The 18,608-nt window shown below is 37.0% G+C and carries 22 protein-coding genes; 11 read left to right on the plus strand and 11 right to left on the minus strand.

The genetic code is table 11. From position 1 onward, the window contains the following. Position 1: 1 nt before the first annotated feature. A complete protein-coding gene (locus tag ACJZU6_RS19630; protein ID WP_408901168.1) occupies positions 2–988 on the minus strand; it encodes a TniB family NTP-binding protein in 987 nt (328 codons plus the stop codon). Next, positions 985–1,401 carry a hypothetical protein gene (locus tag ACJZU6_RS19635; protein ID WP_408901169.1) on the minus strand — a complete coding sequence of 139 codons (417 nt, stop codon included), beginning with the start codon at positions 1,399–1,401 and terminating at the stop codon, positions 985–987. Before ACJZU6_RS19635 ends, ACJZU6_RS19630 begins: the two co-directional genes overlap by 4 nt. Positions 1,402–1,502: 101 nt before the next feature. Between ACJZU6_RS19635 and ACJZU6_RS19640 the strand changes: the two genes are divergently transcribed. Next, positions 1,503–2,680 (plus strand): IS3 family transposase gene (locus tag ACJZU6_RS19640; RefSeq protein WP_408900069.1). Its coding sequence is split into 2 segments (ribosomal slippage): positions 1,503–1,761 and positions 1,761–2,680, totalling 1,179 coding nucleotides; the frame shifts between segments, so codons are not numbered across the junction. Between the two features lie 5 nt (positions 2,681–2,685). Here the strand turns inward: ACJZU6_RS19640 and ACJZU6_RS19645 are convergent. Further along, positions 2,686–3,447 (minus strand): hypothetical protein, encoded by a 762-nt coding sequence (locus tag ACJZU6_RS19645; RefSeq protein ID WP_408901170.1) that lies wholly within the window; start codon positions 3,445–3,447, stop codon positions 2,686–2,688. A 7-nt stretch (positions 3,448–3,454) separates the two neighbouring features. Next, the gene (locus ACJZU6_RS19650) at positions 3,455–4,078 is read right to left on the minus strand and encodes a TnsA endonuclease N-terminal domain-containing protein (protein WP_408901171.1); all 624 of its coding nucleotides are present in this window, start codon (positions 4,076–4,078) and stop codon (positions 3,455–3,457) included. 224 nt (positions 4,079–4,302) lie between these two features. On the opposite strand from ACJZU6_RS19650, the gene ACJZU6_RS19655 reads away from it, so the two are divergent. The 3 genes from ACJZU6_RS19655 to ACJZU6_RS19665 are packed head-to-tail and all read left to right on the plus strand — an operon-like array spanning position 4,303 to position 6,636. After that, positions 4,303–4,653: a PepSY domain-containing protein gene (locus ACJZU6_RS19655; protein WP_080156033.1), complete on the plus strand. Its 351-nt coding sequence runs from the start codon at positions 4,303–4,305 to the stop codon at positions 4,651–4,653. Next, on the plus strand, positions 4,650–5,309 hold the full coding sequence (locus ACJZU6_RS19660) for a response regulator transcription factor (RefSeq protein ID WP_080156034.1): 660 nt from the start codon (positions 4,650–4,652) through the stop codon (positions 5,307–5,309). Before ACJZU6_RS19655 ends, ACJZU6_RS19660 begins: the two co-directional genes overlap by 4 nt. Further along, positions 5,299–6,636 carry an ATP-binding protein gene (locus ACJZU6_RS19665; protein ID WP_080156035.1) on the plus strand — a complete coding sequence of 446 codons (1,338 nt, stop codon included), beginning with the start codon at positions 5,299–5,301 and terminating at the stop codon, positions 6,634–6,636. The genes ACJZU6_RS19660 and ACJZU6_RS19665 overlap by 11 nt, the downstream gene beginning before the upstream one ends. Positions 6,637–6,736: 100 nt before the next feature. Here ACJZU6_RS19665 and ACJZU6_RS19670 read toward each other — a convergent pair whose 3' ends face one another. Further along, a complete protein-coding gene (locus ACJZU6_RS19670; protein WP_327763297.1) occupies positions 6,737–7,036 on the minus strand; it encodes a hypothetical protein in 300 nt (99 codons plus the stop codon). A gap of 233 nt (positions 7,037–7,269) precedes the next feature. Here ACJZU6_RS19670 and ltaE point away from each other — a divergent pair, with 233 nt between their 5' ends. Next, positions 7,270–8,277 (plus strand): low-specificity L-threonine aldolase, encoded by a 1,008-nt coding sequence (gene ltaE, locus ACJZU6_RS19675; RefSeq protein ID WP_408901172.1) that lies wholly within the window; start codon positions 7,270–7,272, stop codon positions 8,275–8,277. A 215-nt stretch (positions 8,278–8,492) separates the two neighbouring features. After that, positions 8,493–8,960, plus strand: coding sequence for a hypothetical protein (locus ACJZU6_RS19680; RefSeq protein WP_408901173.1), 468 nt, complete (start codon positions 8,493–8,495; stop codon positions 8,958–8,960). An 11-nt stretch (positions 8,961–8,971) separates the two neighbouring features. Here the strand turns inward: ACJZU6_RS19680 and ACJZU6_RS19685 are convergent, their stop codons facing one another. After that, positions 8,972–10,678, minus strand: coding sequence for an SgrR family transcriptional regulator (locus ACJZU6_RS19685; RefSeq protein ID WP_408901174.1), 1,707 nt, complete (start codon positions 10,676–10,678; stop codon positions 8,972–8,974). A 362-nt stretch (positions 10,679–11,040) separates the two neighbouring features. Here ACJZU6_RS19685 and ACJZU6_RS19690 point away from each other — a divergent pair, with 362 nt between their 5' ends. Further along, entirely contained in the window at positions 11,041–11,781 is a 741-nt protein-coding gene (locus ACJZU6_RS19690; RefSeq protein WP_408901175.1) for a nitroreductase family protein, read from the plus strand. 99 nt (positions 11,782–11,880) lie between these two features. Then, positions 11,881–12,267 (plus strand): hypothetical protein, encoded by a 387-nt coding sequence (locus ACJZU6_RS19695; protein WP_408901176.1) that lies wholly within the window; start codon positions 11,881–11,883, stop codon positions 12,265–12,267. 75 nt (positions 12,268–12,342) lie between these two features. On the opposite strand, the gene ACJZU6_RS19700 is transcribed toward ACJZU6_RS19695, so the two are convergent. The 5 genes from ACJZU6_RS19700 to ACJZU6_RS19720 form a co-directional block, all read right to left on the minus strand. Then, complete coding sequence (locus ACJZU6_RS19700) at positions 12,343–12,771, minus strand: type II toxin-antitoxin system HigA family antitoxin (RefSeq protein ID WP_107275599.1); 429 nt, start codon at positions 12,769–12,771, stop codon at positions 12,343–12,345. Continuing rightward, positions 12,768–13,079, minus strand: coding sequence for a type II toxin-antitoxin system HigB family toxin (locus ACJZU6_RS19705; RefSeq protein ID WP_408901177.1), 312 nt, complete (start codon positions 13,077–13,079; stop codon positions 12,768–12,770). The genes ACJZU6_RS19700 and ACJZU6_RS19705 overlap by 4 nt, the downstream gene beginning before the upstream one ends. A 706-nt stretch (positions 13,080–13,785) precedes the next feature. Continuing rightward, positions 13,786–14,280, minus strand: coding sequence for a hypothetical protein (locus tag ACJZU6_RS19710; RefSeq protein ID WP_408901178.1), 495 nt, complete (start codon positions 14,278–14,280; stop codon positions 13,786–13,788). Further along, complete coding sequence (locus ACJZU6_RS19715) at positions 14,246–14,479, minus strand: hypothetical protein (RefSeq protein WP_408901179.1); 234 nt, start codon at positions 14,477–14,479, stop codon at positions 14,246–14,248. The genes ACJZU6_RS19710 and ACJZU6_RS19715 overlap by 35 nt, the downstream gene beginning before the upstream one ends. Before the next feature lie 419 nt (positions 14,480–14,898). Beyond that, positions 14,899–15,333, minus strand: coding sequence for an Ivy family c-type lysozyme inhibitor (locus tag ACJZU6_RS19720; RefSeq protein WP_080156046.1), 435 nt, complete (start codon positions 15,331–15,333; stop codon positions 14,899–14,901). Positions 15,334–15,576: 243 nt separating this feature from the next. Between ACJZU6_RS19720 and ACJZU6_RS19725 the strand changes: the two genes are divergently transcribed. The 3 genes from ACJZU6_RS19725 (at position 15,577) to ACJZU6_RS19735 (ending at position 18,589) form a co-directional block, all read left to right on the plus strand. Continuing rightward, positions 15,577–16,098, plus strand: a complete 522-nt coding sequence (locus ACJZU6_RS19725; RefSeq protein ID WP_080156047.1) for a hypothetical protein — start codon at positions 15,577–15,579, stop codon at positions 16,096–16,098. A 192-nt stretch (positions 16,099–16,290) separates the two neighbouring features. Continuing rightward, positions 16,291–16,830: a heme NO-binding domain-containing protein gene (locus tag ACJZU6_RS19730; protein ID WP_327772034.1), complete on the plus strand. Its 540-nt coding sequence runs from the start codon at positions 16,291–16,293 to the stop codon at positions 16,828–16,830. A gap of 1 nt (position 16,831) precedes the next feature. Beyond that, the gene (locus ACJZU6_RS19735; RefSeq protein WP_408901180.1) at positions 16,832–18,589 is read left to right on the plus strand and encodes an ATP-binding protein; all 1,758 of its coding nucleotides are present in this window, start codon (positions 16,832–16,834) and stop codon (positions 18,587–18,589) included. Positions 18,590–18,608 lie beyond the last annotated feature (19 nt).

An 18,608-nucleotide genomic window follows, 5' to 3' on the forward strand; every position in this document is an offset into this window, starting at 1 on the left:
GCTAACCCAATAAGGTTGCTAATGGTATATCTTTAAAAATTTGTTTAGTAAATTTGATTTCGCCACTTTCTGGGTCAATGATAAATCCTTCGTACTCAATAACCTGCGGTACTAATAGTTTTTCAATATCTGTTGAAAACGGATTAGATACATCTGGTCCGTTGATTGTTTCGAACCCCAATATGAATTCGTCATTGGTTATTACTGATTTACCTGATAGCAACGCGAGCTCTAATGCATAACCAACTAACTCTTTGATAGCTCCAAGCATTCCTTTGGTCGCTGACAACAATCTCATTGCGATATCCATATCCGAAAGTTCCGGCTGTACCGAAATAGGAAGATGCTTTTCGAGATCGTCAAGTAAATCAATGTATGCCGCTATTGATGATTCTGATGTAATTTGAATATACGGCAACTCCCTTTTAACCATTATTCGTCTATCCCACTGTGAGTCTTCCAAGATAAGTTTGGCGGTAGGTATACCGATAAAGACGATAGGTAATCGGCATTCGTCACTGATCATCTTTAGTCGATCACGTATTTTTTGTCTTTCTTTTGGCGAGGCACACTCAAATAATTCTTGAGCTTCTTCGATAACTAACAGCTTAAGTTTGGATTTTCTAACACTATTGATGAAATAATCCTGTAAACCAATTTCTGAACGTTTCGAACGAGTGTTATAAGGAATACCTAACTTATCTATAGCCCAGATAAGTGTTTCGACAAAACTTGGTCTAACGCGAGTGACCAACACTTCATTATCATTAAAATGGTGTTTTACATAATGATTAATGAGTGATGTTTTACCCGCTCCAGTACCACCAGTAATCAGCATTGATGGTGTGAAGTTGCCAAACTTACTACGACGAACAATCCAATCCAACCCATCAAAAATATTCTGTACATCTGGATAAATCACAAATAAATCATGGTATTGATTTATTAGCTCATCTATAGAATTTTGTTGTTCTGCTAATAATTTCATTCTTTATGCCTTTTTATCTCTTTATGCTTATTCCAGAGTGACTTTAAATTATCCATTGGATGCTCATCAGGATTGTCACCCAAAGGCTTATTCTTGTTTTCAATCGCTTTTTGTATAGATGTTGGTTGCTCGTTAGATATACCTGAAAAAGCCGCCATTTTCTTACCATGTTTGGCTTTTTTAGCTCTACTCTCAACCGACATTAACGCAAAGTGCTCTTGTTCTGATTTAATACGTTCATGAAGTGCCAGCCTTGCCTTTGCTAGCGATAAAGCATCCACTTCACCTTTTATAAACTCACGGTGTATTTTCAACATACGAACATGTTCACTCAGCGATAAATTTTTTGTGTACCCCAAAGGATCATTATTACAAGGGATCTCAACGTACCCACCAACTTCCTCCAGAAACACAAATATACTAGACAGATCATCAGGGTCTATGAAGTGGCATAGTTAATTTGGCCACCTAGTTAGAGGTGATATCATCACCTCATAATTTAATAGGTGACACTATGACTAAAAGAATACGCCCTAATTTTACACCTGAATTTCGATTAGAATCAGCACAACTCGTTTTAGACCAAGGCTACTCTGTAAAAGAAGCTGCGGAAGCAATGAATGTTGGTAAATCAACAATGGATAAGTGGGTTCGACAGCTGAAAGATGAACGTGGTGGAATGACACCGAAAGCAACACCAATGACGCCTGATCAGCTTAAAATTCGTGAATTAGAGAAGAAGATTAAACGGATTGAAATGGAGAAAGAAATACTAAAAAAAGCAACCGCTCTTTTGGCCTCGGACTCATTCAAAACTTCATATTAGTTGATGAATTAAAAGCTTATTATCCTGTATCTATCCTTTGTCATGTCTTTGATATTCATCGCAGTAGCTATAAATATTGGACTAAACGGCCTAAAACGCAGTCAAAAGAGCAAGTGCTATTATCTAGTGAAGTGAAGGCTGCACATCGTGCCAGTAGTGGCTCTGCTGGAGCCAGAACAATTGCAGGTATCGTTACGACTAAAGGCGTGCCGTTAAGTCGATATAAGGCAACTAACATCATGAAACAACTAGGATTAGTCAGTTGTCAGGTTAAAAAACATCGTTATAAAAAAGTAGAAAATGAACATTTAAATATTCCCAATACATTAGATCGCCAGTTTGCAGTTACTGAGCCTAATCAGGTTTGGTGTGGCGACGTGACATATATTTGGTCAGGACAACGTTGGTTGTACCTTGCTGTTGTGATTGATTTATTTGCCCGTAAAGTGATTGGTTGGGCAACGTCAGGCTCACCCAATACAGATCTAACAGGTAAAGCCCTTTCGATGGCTTATGAAGTTCGAGGGGCGCCTAAAAGTGTTATGTTTCATTCAGATCAAGGCTGTCATTACACAAGTAAACAATATCGCCGATTACTTTGGCGGTATCAAATTACACAAAGTATGAGTCGACGTGGAAATTGTTGGGATAACGCCCCAATGGAACGATTTTTTAGAAGTTTTAAAACAGAGTGGATGCCAACTGCGGGTTATCGCTCATCGAATGAAGCTAAAGTGGCGATCACTGAATATATTATCCGATATTACAACCAAGTCAGGCCCCATCAATATAACGGTGGCTTGACGCCTAATGAATCAGAACGCCGATTTAATAATGAATACAAATCAGTGGCCAATTTTACTTGACCACTTCAAAGTAACGTCAAATATGCTCTACCTAGAGGTATTAATAAGTCATCATCAAGAAGAATTAAATCTAATGGCGTATGATCTATTTCTACACGTTCCAAAATTCTTGTTGTAGAAACAGAGGATTGATAGTAATTGAAAAGCTTATTTGCGTAATTTTTACCAAAGCGTTTTAGTGCGACTTCATAAGGCGGGAGTTTTTTCAGTCTTTCTTTAAAAGCCTGATAGCTTACTTTTGCTATCTTACCTGAGATTATAGTACTATTTTCAATTTCAATCCTGTCACAATAAAACTGATACGCTTGTGAATAACTAGGTCTTCTTGCATCTAGAAAGCGTTCTGTAGCCTCAATAAAATAAGTTTCATCCTCGATGGTACGTTTGGTTCTATTTCCTTTTTTATGATTGTGATCAATCAAACTCACAATATTACCATCATGCTCAAAAAAAGATTTATACCAACGAATTACCGTCTTATAGCTTGGTCGTTTGATAGATAACTGAGGGCTATATTTGTCAATTAATGGATTAATATTCTTAGGAGTCCAACCACCTAATATCTGTTTAGCAACAAATGAAATAAGTTTATATCTTTCTATGGCCTTGATCTTTTGCTCCTCAGTAAACGAGGCAAGATCTCTATCATAAACAGTTGACTCATCAAGTGGTAAGTATTGCTTACGAGCTAATTTAGACTCAGGGGATAAATCATATTCAGCTTGAGAAGCTTCGTTAATGGATTCAAACTCATCATCAAACGACATCCCCATATCAGTTCACCGAAATTACAGACATTTCATTAATCACAGTATCTAAAGATACATTAACTTTATCGAGTCCAATTAGACAAAAAACTATTGCTATCACCTCACCAACAGACAGTTTAAGGTTATTTGCAAGAGAACGAATACACATCGGTCCTATAGCACGCAACTCATCAACAACACAGATTAAAGACGTATCGGTATCCATTAATCTGCTGTAACGATGGCTTAATTTCAAGTTTTCTAGAAACGAACCTTTACGTATTTGTTCATCAGTGACTAATACTAATGGTTTTCCTAATTTCTTGGCAGCAATACGCTTTAAAGCAAAGGTGTTTTTGAAATCTTCAGGAAAGATTTTATTAAGAGGTTTAACTTCAATAAAGTATTCTGAACCATCTTGGTTTTGAACGAGAAAATCAGGAGTATAAGGATAACGCTTGTTACCTGAAGAATAATAAAAACCTTCTGGCTGTGATTGAAATGCAACAACATCCTTAGAGTATTCGAGATGATAACAACAATCTCGTTCTAAAGAGCTTTCGCACATAATAATACTTCGATTTTTAAAACTTGCAAATTTGTACACTTTTTTTACTGGAGAGGATTTACGAAGATTTCGAACGTACATAACTTGCCCCTTAACGTTAACGTTGTAATAAAACAACTAAACTTAGTTTAGGACATTTTATGGATTTTAAAAGGACACTTTATGCTTTTAAAAGGACACCTTATGCTTTCAGCGACATATAACATTAAAAAGGTGAAAAAATTTAAAGGCTTACAAATTAAAGAATCCATTTATAATGGTACTATTCATTTTCCATTCATGGCGACTTAGTTACAGTTATAAATATGAAAAAACATTGCAAATATTTATATCTAATTGGATTTATCAGTCTCATAAGTTGTCAGGTGTTTGCCTCCCCGACGGCTGATATAGATGAACATCACGATAATGTTATGGATGCAGTAGCCCAAGGACTCATTCAGCCTTTTTCTGCATTACAACATAAAGTCCAGCAGCAGTTATTAGCCCGTATTATTCGCGTCGAGTTAGACAAAGATGTTGATGAATGGATTTATGAATTAAAGCTTATTGATGGTAACAACAATATAATTAAAGTCGAGTATGAAGCCCGTACTCTTAAAATGATAGAAATAAAAGGTCGCCATCTTGAAAGCGTCCTTAAGGTTCCAAAATGAAAATTCTAGTTGTTGAAGATGATGTAACATTAGGCGAGCAAGTTGTCGCAGGTTTAGAACAAAACGGTTGGGTTGCTGAGCACTCCATAGATGGTATTGATGCACTTTACCGTGCAACCTCAGAGCCATGGGATGCAATTGTGCTTGATTTAGGCTTACCCAAGCTAGATGGCATTACCGTTTTAAAAGGCATTCGTGAAGAAAACGTTAACTGCCCAGTGGTGATCCTGAGCGCACGTAATGAGCTAACACAACGTGTTGATGGCTTAAATGCAGGTGCTGATGACTATCTCACCAAGCCATTTCAAATGGTCGAGTTAGTGGCACGCGTACGCGCCCAATTACGCCGTGCAACCGGTAATGTATCACCCGTTATTCAAGCTGGCGATTTAAGCTTAGATACCCGTACCTCAAAGGTAACCTGGCAAGATAATGTCATTGATTTAACAGCACTTGAATTTAAAGTGCTGTCATACCTAATGCACAATACAGATAAAGTAATCTCTCGCACTGAACTCGTTGAACATATTTATAAGCAAGATTTCGACCGTGATTCAAACACCATTGAAGTGTTTATTGGCCGTATTCGCCGCAAAATTGGTAATGACGTAATCAAGACAGTACGTGGTCTTGGATATCGTATCAATGCTAATTAACCTACCCAAAAATCGTCAACCCAGTATTCGTAACCGACTGCTCATTGCTGCAGCAGTCTGGTTATTGGCGATTACATTAGCAGCGGGCTACCTTGTCCCTACTTTTATAAAAACCTATTTAATTGAACAAGAGAAGTCACAGCTCTACCTTTACATGGATCAAATTACAGCCCAAGTCGATATTGATAAGCATGGTCAACTGTTTGTTGATGGTCGTCTATCAAACCCTCGCTTTAATTTTCCATATAGCGGCTTATATTGGTCATTAAAGCTTAATCACCAAGTATTGCGCTCGCGTTCATTATGGGATACCACCATAAAAGGCAATGCGCAAAAAGGTTTTGAAGGTCCTAATAACCAATCTCTCATTGTTGTGAAACGTAAATTCAGCTTACCCGACAGTGATTACCCTATCGAATTATCGGTTGCGGTAAATCAAGATAAGCTCCTTAAAACATTACAACAATTAACTCATGGTTTATGGATTATTCTTATTATCATGGCAATTGGTATTTTAGTCTTAACAACCTTACAAGTCAGTTGGTCGTTATGGCCATTACGTAAACTGCGTAAAAACCTTATTGAAGTTCGAGAGGGCCATTCAACGGAGCTTACAGGGCTTTATCCTGTTGAAATTCAGCCTGTGATTGATGATCTAAATGCACTCTTGTTTCATTATCAAGAACTGCTGCTGCGTGCAAGAAACCACTCGGGTAATTTATCACATGCGTTAAAAACCCCGATTGCTATCTTGAATAATGAAGTATCGCTATTAGATCCCACTACACAGGCCAAACTTGCCCCTGCGCTGCAACAATTACAACAGCATATTGATTACCACTTGGGCCGCGCACGTATGGCTGGTGCAATGAATATTCTTGCGACAAAAACAGCGTTATCACACCGTATTGATGCCATTTCATTAGCGATGGATAAAGTCTATGCACATCGCGGTGTTGTACTAGTCAATGAGCTAGATAGTGATGTGGTGATTGCGGTTGAAAAAAGTGACTTAGATGAAATGATCGGTAACATCATTGAGAATAGTTATAAATGGGCAACGAGTTTAATTCGAGTTTATCAAGAACCCATTGTCGATGGTCATATCGTGTTAGTGATTGAAGATGATGGACCGGGTATTGCTCGTGAAAAATGCAAACAAGTATTAAAACGCGGAGTTAGATTAGATGAAAATACTCCGGGTACAGGACTTGGGCTCAATATTGTTAACGAGTTAGTACACAGTTACCGTGGCGATTTAGTATTAACCAATAGTACTCTAGGTGGTTTAAAAGCCATGCTTTATTTACCAATTCCTCGTAAGTAAACCTTAGCTATTAATAACCATCTATAACATAACAAGCCCTACAACAAATCATGCTTGTAGGGCTTAATTGGCTTTCTTTACCATCTCTTTTTCCTAGAACCTACAACGCACGCATTAAAATTTCAAAATCTTCTTGTGCTGATTCAATTAAACATTGAAGCTCTTTTGCATCTTGATTAGTGAGATCCAATTGCCAACAAACCTGCTCGGCTTCACGACACACTAGCAATGTTTTCATACCTGCTTTGTTGAACCACAATTGCGAAAAATCCGCTTCACAAAGGGCATCATTTTCCGTCATTATCACTTCTAGCTTCCCTGTCGGAATAACACGTACAGAAGCATTACCTTGCTGATTGCCACACAAGGTAAAGTTTCGTTGCTCAATTAACATCATCATTTTCTCCTTGTCTCTTATTAAAATGAGTGTACTGCACCTAGCCACATAACATATCTAAGTGTAGATTCATAAATCGAGATTAGAGATATTTTTACTTCTATTAATAGTTCTATTATTTCATATACTTGATTCTTCATACTATCAAGTTCATCAGAAAGATATCTTTTGTTATAGATCATTCAAATAACGCAGTGATATATTAAAAAAACATAACAAAGGAAGATAAAAATTAAATGATAGATTTCCGCTCAGATACAGTAACTCGCCCATCAGATAAAATGCGCCAAGTCATGGCCTCTGCCCTTGTAGGTGATGATGTTTATGGTGACGACACAACCGTTAACGATCTTGAATTATGGGCCGCAGAACGTCATGGTTTTGAAGCTGCTATTTATTGCACCTCAGGCACCCAAGCCAACTTACTTGCATTAATGGCACATTGTAACCGTGGCGATGAATACCTTTGTGGCCAACAAGCACATAACTATAAGTTTGAAGGTGGCGGCGCAGCAGTATTAGGTTCAATTCAGCCTCAGCCACTAGAAAATGATGCTGATGGTAGCATTCCATTCTCAAAACTAACGGCTGCTATTAAGCCCTTAGATCCACACTTTGCGCGTACTAAACTACTTAGCCTTGAAAACACCATCAATGGTAAAGTGTTGCCATTAGAATACATTCAGCAAGCGCGTGAGTTTGTTAATCAACACGGCTTACAAATGCACCTTGATGGTGCGCGTGTTTATAATGCCGCTGTTGCCATGAACGTGGATATTACAGAGATCGTCAAATACTTTGATTCATTTACGATTTGTCTATCTAAAGGCTTAGGTGCGCCTGTCGGCTCTTTATTACTTGGTGATAAAGCCTTGATAGCCAAAGCTCGCCGCTGGCGTAAAGTGCTGGGTGGTGGCATGCGCCAAGCGGGTATTATTGCCGCAGCGGGTAAATTAGCATTAACTGAAAATATTGAGCGTCTTGCTGACGATCACCATAACGCACGTTACTTAGCAGAGCAGTTAAATACTGTTGAAGGTTTTAGCGTAAACTTACAACATATCCAAACCAATATGGCATTTGCGAAGGTCGATCAACACATTAATCAAACCCAACTGATCGCAACCCTAAAACAGCAAGATATTTTGATCAGTGGCGGCAATCCAATGCGCTTCGTTACTCATCTGGATATCACAACAGCAGATATTGACACCTTTATTGCCGCACTAAAAAGCGCTTTGTAATAACCTGTTAATTAGCTAACAAAACGAATAGCCCATAATACACAGCTGTGAATATGGGCTTTATTTTAATTTTAGAAATGCATCACAACCCAGCAAAGAAACGCTAAATTTATCTCTCATCTTTACGATCCTAAACTACCCTTATAAGTAGAATTTAAAATAGATAAAAATACAGTATAAGCTGTAGCTTCAAGTCGCTAAACAAGGATGAATATATGGATGATTTACAATTATGGGTTGCCACCATAAAAACATGGTACAGCGAAAATAATCCACATAATCTTGAACCTCTTATCGCGATCATTAGCGCTACCCCTGCGAGTTTATTTACTGCACCAGAGATGCCTCAAAACAAGCAAGATAATCATAAATATGAAGAAGCGTTAGCTTATTGGCTTGATGGGTGTCAAAAAATCAGCCAGTTTCATCGCCAACAACAACCAGAACTCGCCTTTACTTATCTCCAATTACCTTATGCCAAGTTACAAGCGCTTATCTGCGATCCGCAGCAAAGTGCCACCACAAAACGCTGGAGTTTAAAAAAACTCGATAGCATCATTGTGAAATTATTAGAATTTTGCCAATGCCAGCAACCGCAACACTGGCAACAACAAAGTCGTGATTTGATCGATTTACATGTTATTTTTATGGCGGCACAACAACACCTTAATCTTAGATATTAAAGCCATTATTATTACGATGACTGAGGCTTACTCCATACAGATTTAAAATCAAACCAGCCGAGTAAGTTCGACTCCATTCCTTGTAACTGTACGTTGTCATCTACGCCAAGCCAATTATGGAAAAGTGGAATAATCTGTCCTGTTTGAGACAATGTTTCGCCAATAATATCACTGGGGAACTTAGCGGTTACCGTTGAACGCCATTCACTGATCACCTGCTGTAATTGCTTAAATTCAGCATTTGGCATTACACGTTTAATATGATTAAAATTATGTAACCACGCCAAAATAGCATCACTACGATTGCTTCCCAGACTCATGCCATTTAACCAAATATCAATTTTTTCAGCATGCTTTCCTAAAACGATATCTTCATAGCTTAATTCTATTATATTGAGCCGAATACCATCTTTCATCAGGATTTTTTCAATCAAAGAAGCAACATACGGATAGATAGGGTGCTCATGTTGATAAGCCAATGTCACCACTCTTTTATGCGGTATAACAACAGCTTCAGGTAATTGTTGTGTATGAATCCAACCAGGTAATAACCCATAAGCATTAAACAGTTTAAAATCCCCTACCTGTGTTAAATCCATCTCACGCATCACATTTAAACTATATAACCGCGATTGAAAATAACGTAGCCATTGAGGATCTTGCGCTAAACCAGAAATACGGTTCAACAATAAGAAGGTGCAGCCTTGATCCATGGATAAACGTGATGAAATATGAACATGTTGCTCAAGTTTATCCCCCAATGTCGGTTGTAAATAACACGCCGCAAAATGATTTAATATCCACACTTCAACCACATCACTTAACGCTCTAAAACCAAAGTAATGCTCAAACGCTTCCAACTTAAATCGTTGTTTATCATTAACTGCTACTTTATAAGGACCAGTACCTATCGGAAACTTTTCATAATTAGGCAACGATGCATGATTAGCTGGCTGAATCATTGCGCAGGTATTGGCTAATAAATCAGGAAAACGGAAATCATCTTGAGTCAGGTAAAAATCAATAATATTAATAAATGGTGACGACACTTTGTCGATATGTGCAAACAAAGCCAGTTGCTTCACTTCTGAAAAAGTAGCAAAAATATCGTTACTATCAAGTAATCGACCATCATGAAACCGAATGGCTGGCCGTAAATAAAAGCGCCAATGGCGGGGTGTTATTGCCTCCCATGAATGAGCAATATCGCCAATAACTGTTTCTTGTTCCCCTTTTTCCTCATTTAGCTGCGTTAGGCCACTGAAAATTTGCCTTACAAGATGTTGTTCTGAACGACGTAACGGCTTTAAAGGTGTGATATTTTCAAAGCTACGATAATAAGGTAAACGAACAATTTGCTTGCCTTGATGATGTGAAATACCCAACTGTTCTTGAATCAATTGCACCAATTTTTCAGCATTATGATCTAAGGCAACTAATGCTGGCTCAAGCTTTCCTTCTGCAACCAATTTACGGGCATGATTAAGCTGTAACTCACTGTCTGTATTATTAAAAATAAGCCGCGACTGCTTACCTCGACCAACGGCAGGTTGCCAGTCAACCCAACCTTTTTCAACCATCTTATTGATCACCATCCGCACGTTACGACGCGTACAAAATAAGACTTCAGAGATATCTTGTAAATTAGTCTCGATGCTATTACCACCAAAGTGATTATAAAGACGTTGAAATTGCAATTTAAGCCGTTGACCACTCATAAAAAGGGGAACCTTATTTATCGATTTATACTCTTTTAACTTTTCTACTTTAACTTAAAATAGAACATGTCAAAACAAAAACGTGTCATCACAGAGTAAAATTACGCATGTTAACTCTGTGGCGTTTAATGTACTGACAAGGTTAATGAACATTGTCTGCAATGTGTTCCCCCAAACCATTGTGACTCCTGAGTGATCATTAATAACACTGGTTGATGTTATAGCTTTATAGTATCAGCCAGTCTTTCCTCTTTTCTTGCATCAAACTTTGTATTCCAACACAAACATGGCGACAGAAGTTGCTAATTAAATCAAATATAGGTAAAAACATACTTATCTATTCCTTAGAACTCATTCTCATCATGCCTGAATCTATTTCTCAACCTTACGATTTTTCCTCTTTAGTTCATAGTCGCCGTTCGGTACGTAAATATGATTTAACGGCCAAATTTGATCATCAAGTAGTTACTCGTGCTTTAGAATTAGCCGCCCTTTCACCTAACAGTTCCAACATGCAGCTGTGGCAATTCCACCGCGTGATTAATGATGATAAACGCCAGCAATTAGCCACACTTTGTATGGGTCAAAATGCAGCTAAGACTGCAAATGAATTAGTCGCATTTGTGATCACACCTGATAAATGGCAACAGCGCACACGTATCAATGCCGCTCACATTCGAGAAATGTTTAAAGGCCGTGATGATAAAGCCTCTAAACGCGCTCTTAAATATTACGAAAAGCTGATCCCGTTTGTATATCGCAACGATCGATTTGGTCTTTTGGGCTTAGGTCGTCGCTTAATCTGCACCTTTTTAGGTAGAAACAAGCCAATGATGCGTGAAGTGAGTAAAGCCGATTTACGGGTTTGTTTGCACAAAAGCAGTTCACTGGCAGCAATGACATTTATGATGGCAATGCGTGCAGAAGGCTATGACACGTGCCCAATGGAAGGATTTGACTCTAAACGCGCTAAAGCCTTACTAGGCCTTAAAAATAGCGATGAAATTACCATGATTGTTAGCTGTGGCAAGCGCACAGATGAAGGTATTTATGGCGAGCGTCAACGGGTTGATAATCAAGAGATCATCATTACGCATGCTTGATAGTTTGACTCATCGAATACACAAGCAATAAAATACAAAAGCGCATGGCATTAATGTTCTGTTATATGCGCTATCCCTTGGTTAGTAAGAGTAATTCAAATGTCTAATGTCGTTCAGCTTTCTATGTTCAGTCAAAATAAAAAGACGAACACTCCCCCACCAGCCAAATCATCAAGCCCTAAAGCATTGAGGGAACAGACTGTATTACAACAGCAGAATCGTTGTTATTTTTGTGGCACACGTAAAGAAACCAAAGATCTTAACTGGCTTAATCAGGTTGGCTTTAAACAAAAAGCACATGTTGTTTGTGGTAGCTGTAGTTCTGATGCTAAATCGCGCCCAATGGATGAACTGCGAATAATTCTGGCACTAAAAGCAATGGATTTTAGAACCATTAAGATTCAGCAATATCTTGAGTTAAGAGAAAAAGGCATTCATATAGATGGTGTTCGTGATTACAAGTTCTACTTTGAAACTCTTGAGTGATGATAAGCTCGAAAGGCACTCGGGCTTGTCTAACACTTGAATAGGTGTCGGCTACGCGACACATATGCTTATCTGTTAAACGCAGCCAAAAAACAATGCGGGGCTGATATTATATTTAGATGAAATCGCTTGAATATGCTCTTTTGTCAGTTTACGAGAACCATTGAGGATCATTGAAACCAAACTTTTGCCACCAATGACATCTTTTAGATCATCAGCTTTAAGTTGATACTGATCCATTAATACACGCAGTATTGCCACTCCATCATCTAAATTCTCAATACGAGAATTAAACTCTGCAAATTCATCTGCACTGTCTTCCCAACGCTCGATAGATACTTCCAACACCTCAATTAATGGTTTATAGACATCATATTCTTCAATAAGATCGTCCATTAATGCCAAGGCTTCAGCGTATTCTTCTTCCGTTGAAATATGGCCAACAAAACTAGCCATTGAAAATAATTGTAATGCGGTTGATTTCACTTGATTAAAATTTTTCATTTTGACTCCTTTGCATATTTGGCGCATAACTTGTCATATTCTGCGTGAGGAACAATATGCTTAACAAACATTCTATTATCTCGAAACTCAATAAAGGTCATTAATCGTAAATTATTTCCACCGGTATCAAGAACATACCATTTATCTTTATACTTAAAATTATCTAAGCTTGGATAAACATTTTTCATATCCAGTGGATTTGAAAAGTTATTATTTTTTAATGATTTATATAGCGCATAAATTGCCGCAGCATCATTCGGATATTTTTTCGCGGCATCGCTGAATGGTTTTCTTGATATTACGTGCATAAATACCTCTAAGTTCACTATATGTGAATATAGCACTCACAGATAAACTTCACAAGTTGTGAACCAACAAAGAAGCGTTTAAAAACTTATTATATTAACAACTTGCCCAAATTTATTCTTTGAACATGCGCCCGTATTTATCTTCTAATAATATAAAAAACATTATAAATCAGATATATTTCCACTTATCAATCTCAATGTTAATCACAAAATCAGGCACTTACCTGCTAGTTTCCGTTTTTTACTCTACAACGCGCTGATAGTAGATTCCCTATCTCGTTCGTAACCTCACTGTAGGGAATGACGGGGTGAGTTGAGCATTCACTAGCAGGAATGTTTATGTTTCACTGTGTTGTAAATAACGATCGTTGATTTATGCGTTATGGTAAAGAATTAGGCTGGTTATTATTCGTCATCTCGGAAGTTGAGGAACGAAGCTATCCGTGATCTATTCATCACGTAATTGAGCTTAAAAGACGTCAGCGAAAATAATAAGGATAATGGCATTAACGCGTAATAATTAAAGAGGTTCTAATTATAAATTAATGACTTAAATTAATTTGCTCACGTCAAGGATAACGCTCGACTTCTTTTCAGCATCACCCTTCATAATATTCGCAATATTTACTTATATAAAGGTGCTCGGACTTGTCCAACACTTGAATAGGTGTCGGCTACGCGACACATATCCTTATCTGTTATAAGTTTATATTTCTGCGAGTTTAATTGCTGTATCAATAAGTTCAGAAGTATCAAAAACATCCACAAGTTCCCGAAGCGAGCCTAATTTTAATATAAATGGTCCCTCGTTTGATTTCTGCATAAATGCTAATCGCCATTCGTATTGCCATTTATAATCACTAAATTTCTTATAAATGCCAATTTCACCGTGGTAAGTATCACGATCAACATACTCAACTTTATTAGCAATCAGATCGCCTTTTTTTACTGGGTAAATGTTTTTATTTTTATCAATCGCTGATTTTAGAATTATTTCAAACTTCTCAATGGATTCGTTTGAAATAACAATTGCCTTGTTTCCAAATTTTAAGAAATCGCGAGATAAAAATAAACCGCTCTCTCCTGCATCCAATATATCTTGATCACTAATTTTTGTCATACTATAAATATTAACATTATCTATACAGTCAAAATTGATATCCACTTTACCTATAGTATTTTTTTGCGGTAACTCCTCCATAAGATATAACCATTTCCTTGGAATTAAAAGTTGCAGCTAAACCTTCATAGATATCTGCTCGAACAGCTACATCATTTGACTCATAATTTTTGAAATAATTAACAGTATTCATGTAAATTGTTCCTTCATCTAAGAAAAAATCAATATACTGTTCATCCATAAATTTAATTAATATCCGATTAAAATTTGATGCTTCCATATTTCCTCAAAACTTATAACAACTCATTATATTAACAACTCGCCCAAATTTATTCTTTGAACGCGCTCCCGTATTTATCTCCTAAATAATATAAAAAACATTATAAATCAGATACATTTTCACTTATGAATCCCGATAGTAATCACAAAATCAGGCACTCGCCGTTTAGTTTCCGGTTTTTTACTCTACGACACGCTAATAATAGATTCCTTATCGTATTCGCAGATATTCACTGTAGGGAATGACGGGGTGAGTTTAGTATTCACTAGTAGGAATATTTATATTTCACCACAGAGATACAGAACACCCATATCTATCACTATTCAATAAAGATTTCAGCTTGTGGTGAACAAACAGAGCCCTCAGTACAATACTGAACGCTCTCTTTCTGATAGCCACTAATTGTAGCGCGGTGATTTTTATTGCCAGTTAGGGTTTTGGCTTAAGGCTTGTGTGAATACATCTTTCACTTGCTGATCCGGCTCACCAATATATTGATATGTTGCGTAAATACTGGGGGTATTCAATGCATCAGGCACATCTTTCACATGCACAATCATTGAATATTTTTTATTATTATCAGTCGTTAAAGTGATCATAAAATCACTAGCACAATCATGAGGTTTACAAAAAGAAACAGCATCATAAGTATGACCGCCCATAACAATAGCTTCTAATGGCGAAGTAACGGTATTGTCTTTTATCCAATCAGGAAGTTGCTTTTCAACACTCGCTACCGATTGAACTGCATTTGCTGTCGTCGCTTTTGCTTCTGTTTGGAATGATGACGTGTGCGAAAAATCACACCCTGCCAGCATCACACTCATCGCTGCTATTAACACTAATTTTTTCATTCTGACTCTGATACCTAATAGTTAGGTTTATAATTAAAATATAAGTAATCAACATCATATAGCGATATTCTTGGTAACAACCATTAGTTTATTCTTTTAGATGCACTTTAAATGTTAATAGCGCATACTTTGTTCAATCACAAAGTAAAACTACGAACGTTTTTATCGAAAACAATCAAATAGCATACCTTATTACCGTAATTTAGGTTATGGTATCGGCAATTGAATAAAAGAAGTGATGATATGCCACTAATTACAGAAAAACTGATTACTTTAAAAAACGCGTGGATGGCTAGCCATATTACTGATGCTGAATTTCCAACCCCATTAAGTGAACAAGGTTTACATCTGTATCAACTCGCACACTCAGAACTGTCTACGCAGATTATTGACTCAATTACCTCTCCAACTGAATCATCGTTAACCTTTTATCCTGTAGATTGTCATCCCCTTACTATCCGCTATGCATTAGTGTATTCAAGCTACTGGCAACAAGAAGAGCAACAACAAGCTATTGTTGAATACTTAACTCAAATTATGTTTGAAGCTGATGAAAATGCACAACTTTATGTGGGATTTTATAATGGTAAACCTGCAGCAACAGGTATGATTTATACTGATATTAACGATGGTGATAAAGTAGCTTTAGTCAGTGATATACATGCACTACCACTTCCAAATCAAAGCCAACTAACGCAAGACATGGAGCAATATTTATTAGATGTTGCTCAACAAGCCGCGACAACTGTAGTACTTCAAAAATAATAAAAAATATCAAGATGTAACCATATTGCATCTTGATACTTTATATTGGCGACCTCTAAAAAATACGATGTTCTCGCTCCGTATTTTTGACGCATCGATAAACTCTGCCATAATATTAATACAATTCTATTTATAGTTGCTGGTTGCATAATGGCTATATTAATTAAATACAATTAGATAACAAGGAATGATATGAAAGGAATCATTTTCACAGAGTTTATTACGATAGTAGAAGAACAATTTGGTTTAGAAATAAGTCAAAAAATGTTTGATCATGCTAATGATACGGGAGTTTATACTGCTGTTGGTAGCTATGATCATCGACAATTAATTAAGCTGATAATGAGCCTAAGTCACATTACTAATATTCCCGCGCAACAACTTCAACAAACCTATGGTCGGCTCGTTTTTCCAACATTATTAAAAACTCTCCCTGTTCCCGATATTGAAAGTGATGATACTTTCAGTTTTATCGAAAAAGTAGACCGATACATTCATATTGAAGTTAAAAAACTCTACCCTGATGTGACGCCACCTAAATTTGTTTTTAGCAATAAAACACAATCAACAATGACAATGGATTATCATTCAGCCCGTTGTATGGGGCATGTTTGCATGGGCGTATTAGAAGGCTGTGCTAATTATTTTAATCAATCATTAACCATCGCTATGCAACCGATGAATACATCACAAAGTCATGTAAGATTTTCATTAACTCTCACTGGTGACTAACATGGATGCCAAACGCCATATTATGTTATTAGAACGCAAACTAGAACGAGAATATGCATCTCGTATTATGGCTGAAAAATTATTAGAGATGAAAAGTCGTGAGCTTTTTGAGACTAATAACATATTAGAAAAATCATTAGAAAAACTACGTTTACAGGCAGAATTAGATTCCGCTCAACTTGCTTATCAAACAAAAATAGAAAACTTGCTCCTTACTTATGCGCGGTTATTCCTCAAGCAAGCACCTTGCCGTGAAAATATTCAGCAATTAATCGAAAGCCTCATTGATGGCTACTACATTACTGCTTGTTATATTTCTATCATGCCTATTGAAAACATTACTATTAGTGGTGATTATTGCAGCGGTCGAGAACAAATGTGGGTTCCACCAGCGGCACTTAAAAATCAGATTTCATTATGGGACCCAACCACCAACCTTTACTGGACGGCATTGATTAATAACAACGATATTGTGGGGTATTTTGCGGCAAGAATATCGGCACCAATAAATAGGATTACAATTATTCAGCAACATCTAGCACTTTTTTGTGAATTATTCCGTTCCGCCATTGGTCGTCAAATAACGCTTAGTCGAGCTATTCACGCGCGTCAACGTGCCGAAGATTCAGAACAATCAACCCGTGATTTTTTGGCAATGATTAATCATGAATTACGCACACCGCTTAATGGTTTATTAGGCACAGCAGAGCTATTACAAGATACCGAATTAAACCAAAATCAGAGTAAATTATTAACAACATTAAATCATTCAGGTGAACTACTTCGCGCGATTATTAATGATTTACTTGATTACAGTAAAATCAATGCAGGCATGTTAGAGCTCATAGAAAAACCATTCGATAGCCATTTATTAGTCATCAAATTAAGAGATATATTCTCTCATCGTGCTTTAGAAAAACGGTTAGATTTTACTATCGACTATGATCCTAGTATTCCGCGTTCAATTAATGCCGATGAAGATCGTCTTAAACAAATTTACGTTAACCTCATTGCTAATGCGATAAAGTTCACCCATCAAGGATTTGTAAGAGCGAAATTTAGTTGGAAAAATAATTGTCTCATCTTTACCGTAGAAGACAGTGGTTGTGGCATTGAAAAACAACAACAACATAAGTTATTTAGACCATTTAGCCAGATTGATATATCAAGTAAACGCAGCCATGAAGGTACAGGTTTAGGCTTAGCGATATGTAAACAGTTATGCGAACAAATGGACGGTAATATTACCTTATCTAGCGAAACCAATAAGGGCACAACGTTTTCAGTATCATTGCCATTAACAATAAGTACACTTGATGAGACACTATCGAATCACCCTCCTATTTCACATGAAGCATTACAACAATTAAATATTTTGGTTGTTGAAGATTTAAAAACCAACCAAATGATTATTCAATTAATGCTTCAAAAACATGATATTAATGTCACGATTGTCGATAATGGCCAAACAGCATTAGAGATTATTGCCGAGAAACCATTTGATATTGTACTTATGGATTGCCGTATGCCGATTATGGATGGGTATTGTGCTACCAAAGTATTACGTAAACAAAACTTCACCAAACCCATTATTGCACTAACAGCAGGCACAACAACGGCCGAACGAGAAGCTTGTATTACTGCGGGTATGGACGATATTTTATGTAAGCCTTACATGGCAGCAGAATTGCTGGCAATGCTTAATTTATGGTGCAATACCTCACATCAACGCCATTTAAGCCATGAGTCAAACAACTAACATCATGGCATTAATACCA

The organism is Photobacterium piscicola (genome assembly GCF_046058925.1).
Classification (GTDB): Bacteria; Pseudomonadota; Gammaproteobacteria; order Enterobacterales; family Vibrionaceae; genus Photobacterium; species Photobacterium piscicola.